The organism is Mesorhizobium sp. M7A.F.Ca.ET.027.03.2.1 (assembly GCF_003999175.1).
Lineage (GTDB): Bacteria > Pseudomonadota > Alphaproteobacteria > Rhizobiales > Rhizobiaceae > Mesorhizobium.
Map to the genome: position 1 here is coordinate 1 of NZ_RZOM01001179.1, position 1,783 is coordinate 1,783.

A 1,783-nucleotide genomic window follows, 5' to 3' on the forward strand; every position below is an offset into this window, starting at 1 on the left:
GTCGTGCTGCGCAACCGTACGCTCAGCGGGCGTGCCACGGCTGTGATGGAAGCTGCGCCCGGTTGCGTGCTGATTGCGGTCATCGCACCGGCCTTCGTGTCGAAGTCCCCGGCGGATATTCTGGCGCTGGCTGTTACGCTGGTGGCCGCCACGCGGCTTTCCATGCTGCCGACTGTGCTGATCGGAGTCGCTTCGGCGGGGTTGCTCAGGCATTTCATCGGCTAGAAAGGGAGCGGCCAGTTGGCTTAGAGGCTCTTTGGCCACTGTTGGGCGGCATGTATGACGGTAAGTATTTCGACGGCATCTTCGCTTACGCGATAGGGGACGATATATGGGATATCGGCCAAAACGAGTTCTCGCGTCGCCTTGATGCGTCCAACGCGACCCATAGCCGGCTGTTCGGTAAGCAACTCCGCTGCGGACAAGATGCGCCCAATGACACGGGCGGCAGCTTCGGGACTGTCTTTCTCGATATGCGCGCCGATTTCGCCAAGCCGACGCAAAGCCCGCTTGGTCCAACGGATTGTCTTGCGGCTCATGGATCAGCCGGCGGGCTTGACGTATTTCCCGATCACGGCGGCCAACTCTTGTTCGCTGGCGAACTCACCGCGCTCGGCCTCGGCCAATCCGGCCTCTATCTCAGCGAGTTGCCACTCTTGACGAGCTACAAAGTCTTCGATGGCCTTGGCGGCCACATAAGAGCGCGAGCGATCGAGCTTTTCGGCAAGTTGGTCGAGCCTGTTTGTCGTGTCGTCGGGGAGGCGTACGGTGAAAGCCGTCATGGTTTCGATCCACTTGGTTCATTGTGATTGTGAGTGAACCAAGGTGGATCGTCAAGTCACACCCAAAGGACTCTGGTCGCTTCGCGCTGTTTACTGTCAGGAAAACAAGCGGGGAGCGCATTGAAAAAGGGCGGGCGCCAAGCGCCTGCCCTCCAATTTAAGTCTTTCCTATGCGGCAGCCGCGACACCCTGGCTGGCTGCCACCACGGCATCGACCTTGGCGGTCGCCTTGGCGAGCGCTGCGGTCACCGCGTCAGGACCCATGCCGACGCCTTCGATACGGATGACATCGACATCGGTCATGCCGAGGAAGCCGAGCACGCCGCGCAGGTAGGGAATGGCGTGATCGAACTGCACGGCCGCACCTTCGGAATAGATGCCGCCCGAAGCCAGCACGATATAGACCTTCTTGCCGGTGACGAGACCCTTGGGGCCGTTCTCGCCATAGGAAAAGCTCTTGCCGGAACGAGAGATATGATCGACCCAGGACTTCAGCGTCGAGGAGATGTTGAAGTTGATGAAGCCTGTGGCCAGGATCACGGTGTCGGCAGCAAACAGCTCGTCGAGCACGACATCGGAGACGCCGACGACCTCAGCCTGGCGCGCAGTGCGCGCTTCCGCCGGCACGTAGATGCCGCTCGCGTAGTCGGCGTCGATATGGGGGAGCGGATTGGCGACGAGGTCGCGCACGACGAGCGTGTTCGACGGATCGGCGGCGACGAGCTTTTCAGCGAATTCGGTAGCGATGCGGGTCGAATGGGAGGCGGCGCCGCGCGGGCTCGAAGTGATGAGAAGAATGGACATTTTGGGCTCTCCAGCGGTTGGAATGATTTGTCCCGCCAGATATGGGGCTTTCGATCCATTCAATAAACTGGTATATTTTCTATACGATCCATCTATAAGTTAGATATCACGATGCAGCCCAATCCGACGCTCGATCAACTTCAGATCTTTGTGACAGTCGCCGAAGCCGGCAGCTTCTCGGCCGCCGGCCGCAGGCT

5 protein-coding genes are annotated in these 1,783 nt (G+C 59.8%); 2 read left to right on the plus strand and 3 right to left on the minus strand.

The window, feature by feature from the left end:
* Positions 1-225: AzlD domain-containing protein (locus EN750_RS32655; protein ID WP_127399144.1), on the plus strand; the 225-nt coding region annotated here is incomplete at its 5' end.
* Positions 226-245: 20 nt separating this feature from the next.
* Here EN750_RS32655 and EN750_RS32660 read toward each other — a convergent pair.
* The 3 genes from EN750_RS32660 to EN750_RS32670 all read right to left on the minus strand — a co-directional run bounded on the left by EN750_RS32660 (position 246) and on the right by EN750_RS32670 (position 1,586).
* The gene (locus EN750_RS32660) at positions 246-539 is read right to left on the minus strand and encodes a type II toxin-antitoxin system RelE/ParE family toxin (RefSeq protein ID WP_127268105.1); all 294 of its coding nucleotides are present in this window, start codon (positions 537-539) and stop codon (positions 246-248) included.
* 3 nt (positions 540-542) lie between these two features.
* Complete coding sequence (locus tag EN750_RS32665; protein WP_127256140.1) at positions 543-782, minus strand: CopG family ribbon-helix-helix protein; 240 nt, start codon at positions 780-782, stop codon at positions 543-545.
* Between the two features lie 168 nt (positions 783-950).
* A complete protein-coding gene (locus EN750_RS32670; protein WP_127268106.1) occupies positions 951-1,586 on the minus strand; it encodes an FMN-dependent NADH-azoreductase in 636 nt (211 codons plus the stop codon).
* 111 nt (positions 1,587-1,697) lie between these two features.
* Here EN750_RS32670 and EN750_RS41130 point away from each other — a divergent pair.
* Positions 1,698-1,783: LysR family transcriptional regulator (locus EN750_RS41130; RefSeq protein ID WP_145968133.1), on the plus strand; the 86-nt coding region annotated here is incomplete at its 3' end.